General features: G+C 47.8%; 2 protein-coding genes. Both read left to right on the top strand.

Translation table 11 applies throughout. The features are described 5' to 3' along the window. The first annotated feature begins 320 nt into the window (after nt 1-320). Entirely contained in the window at nt 321-1,196 is an 876-nt protein-coding gene (locus Q0140_RS02060) for an ABC transporter six-transmembrane domain-containing protein (protein ID WP_297961217.1), read from the top strand. A 52-nt stretch (nt 1,197-1,248) separates the two neighbouring features. Continuing rightward, complete coding sequence (locus Q0140_RS02055; RefSeq protein WP_297961214.1) at nt 1,249-2,205, top strand: cation diffusion facilitator family transporter; 957 nt, start codon at nt 1,249-1,251, stop codon at nt 2,203-2,205. The last annotated feature ends 664 nt before the right edge of the window (nt 2,206-2,869 follow it).

Genomic DNA, 2,869 nt, shown 5'->3' with positions numbered 1-2,869 from the left:
TAAAGCTCCTCGTTTTGCTTGTGCGAATGCACGAACGGCACGCTCACGTTTGCAGGAAGCTCGTTGATAGAGAGCTCACAGCCGCTTAAGCCTAGAGCTTCTTTTAGCTCGACTCTCGGTTCGTTTTTCGTTGAAACGATCTTATAGTTTGACATCTTTTTCTCCTTAGATTTTTTGTTGTAATGCTATAACTTACAACCGATGAGCGAAGTATAATAAAATTTTGTTGTAATGTCAAGAGTTACAGCAAAAATTCCGCAAAATTTGACTCAAATTTTAAAATCAGCTAGAATCCGCGCGATTTTAACCAAAGGAATTTTATGCAAAATAGCGCATTTAAGACGCTAACGCTCATCGCAAAGAAAAACTTTAAAAAACTGTTTTTAACGTTTAGTCTAGTTTTGGCGGAAAACGGGCTATTTCTCGTCTATCCCGTACTAGCCGGCATCGCCATAAACGCCATCGTAGCAGGCGATACGCTTCTGGCACTTAGCTACTCGTGCATGGTGTTCGTGGGTTGGGGGCTTGGCTCGATTAGACGGCGCGTGGATACGCAGGTATTTACTAGGATATACGCGGGGCTTGCCGTAAGCGTGATAATGAACGAAAAAAGAGCCGCAAAAGACGAAAGCGCCGTAATCGCAAGAGCAAATTTATCTCGCGAATTCGTGGATTTTTTTGAGCAGCATTTTCCCGTGTTTTTTACCTCGGTCGTATCGATTTTCGGCTCGGCGATCATGCTTTTATTTATCGAGTTCTACGTAGGTTTGGCAGTTTTTGCCCTGCTTGCGATTTTTGGAGTTTTGCTACCCAAATACATCGCCAAAAACGACCGCTTGTATCTAAAGCTAAACAACCAGTTAGAGCGCGAGGCAGGACGCATAAGCGTAGGCGATGAGCGCACGCTAAAGCGCCACTACGACGTGCTTTCAAAGCTTCGTATCCGCATATCAAACAGAGAGGCGATGAGCTTTTTTATCATCGGCGCGAGCGCGGCGGCGATTTTTAGCTTGGCGATATTTATGCTATCACACAAGCAGGCAAACGCGGGCCACATCTACTCGGTGCTCACCTATCTTTGGACGTTTGCGATCAGTCTTGATGACGCGCCGAGGCTAGTGGAAGAGTTTAGCAGGTTAAAAGACATAGGCAAGCGCGTAGATGCCGGACTAGAAGGTGATATAAATAAAATTTAAGCGCTTTTTTGAGGTATAATTTAACTAAAATTTGCCCAAAAGTGAGGTCAAAATGCACGAAAATCACGCCCACTGCGCGCATTCGCACACGTCAAACAAGGTCGTTTTGAGAAATTCCTTCCTTATAATCTCCGCTTTTATGCTGATCGAGGTCGCGGGCGGCTTGGCGACGAATTCGCTCGCCCTGCTCTCGGACGCCGGACACATGCTATCAGACGCCGCGGCGCTCGGGCTTTCGCTATTTGCGTTTAAATTCGGCGAACGCAAAGGCAATCTGCAAAAGACCTTCGGCTACAGACGGATCGAAATTTTAGCCGCGACGATAAACGCCGTCACGCTCATCGTCATCGCCATTTTTATCGTCATCGAGGCGGCGCGGCGCTTCCAAAATCCGCCAGAAGTAGCTACCGCGGGGATGCTCGCCATCAGCACGCTGGGTCTTGCCGTAAACATCGTCGTGGCGCTATACATGCTGCGCGGCGGCGACGTGAGAGAAAACGTCAATATGCGCGGCGCCTACCTGCACGTGCTGGGCGACGCTGCAGGCTCGGTGGGCGCGATCGCGGCGGCCTTGGCGATGATGTGCTTCGGCTGGGGCTGGGCGGACGCGGCGGCTAGCCTGCTCGTGGCCGCGCTCATCGTAAAAAGCGGCTGGGGCGTGCTAAAAGAGAGCCTAAACATCCTGATGGAGGGCTCGCCAAAGGGCGTGTGCCTGGACGGGCTCGTCGCGCAGATCAGTGGCGTGGACGGCGTGCTTTCGGTGCACGACCTGCATGTCTGGAGCATCACGAGCGGCGCAAACGCGCTCACGGCTCACATCGTAGTTAGCGGCGAGCGAAGCGTACGCGAGGCGGAGCAGATCTTGCGCGAAATATCGCACGAAGTGGAGCATCTGGGCATCACGCACACGACGCTGCAGCTTGAAAGTAGCGACAATGAATGCGCTGACGAGCTCATCTGCGAAGTAAGGTCAAATGGCGCAGGCGGACACTTGGGGCATAGTCATTAAATTTTGGATTTGGAATTTTGCTCGACTTATAGTTTTGAAATTTAGCTTGATTTGGAATTTAAAATTTGGTTCGATTTTTAAATTTTAAATTTGCCCGCGCCGCGAGATTTCGGAATTTTAGAATTTTGAGATTTTAAATTTTAAAATTCTGTGTCTGTTATGAAATTTTAAATCCATTCGCATAACGGAATTTTAAAATTTCGCCCCGCGGACGCCATTTCAAAATCAGGCGCCGCGCGCGCAAAATAGTAGAATTTTACACAGCCGATCGTCGTACCATTCAAAACGGCGCCTATGCACGTTTGTAGAATTTTAAATTTGACCGAAGCGGCAGGCTAGCAATCATGGCGAAATTTATCGAACGCACGGAGTGGTTTTAAATTTAGCTAAGCGCTTTCTGTTTTAATAGCACGGAGATGACACATCGCGCGCTACATTTTTAAATTTAGCCAACATACCGCGCTTCTAAATTTTAAAATTCCGTGCCGCGAATTGAGCTGTAAATCGAGCTGCAAATTTAAACTACGCTCAAAATTTTGGCTAAATTTAACTCATTAAATTTTCCTGCCGATTTGAGCCGATTAAAAGCAAATTTGACGTATAATCTCGCGAAATTTCAGGGAGCCAAGGTGCGCAAAAACATAAAATACCTAATTTACAAGTT

The sequence above is a fragment of the uncultured Campylobacter sp. genome (assembly GCF_938045405.1).
GTDB lineage: Bacteria > Campylobacterota > Campylobacteria > Campylobacterales > Campylobacteraceae > Campylobacter_B.
This window is presented reverse-complemented; position numbering and strand designations above follow the sequence as displayed.

Excerpts from the sequence above, each read along its gene's own strand:
- Q0140_RS02060 (WP_297961217.1), top strand. The coding sequence starts at position 321 with ATGCAAAATAGCGCATTTAAGACGCTAACGCTCATCGCAAAGAAAAAC.
- Q0140_RS02055 (WP_297961214.1), top strand. The coding sequence starts at position 1,249 with ATGCACGAAAATCACGCCCACTGCGCGCATTCGCACACGTCAAACAAG.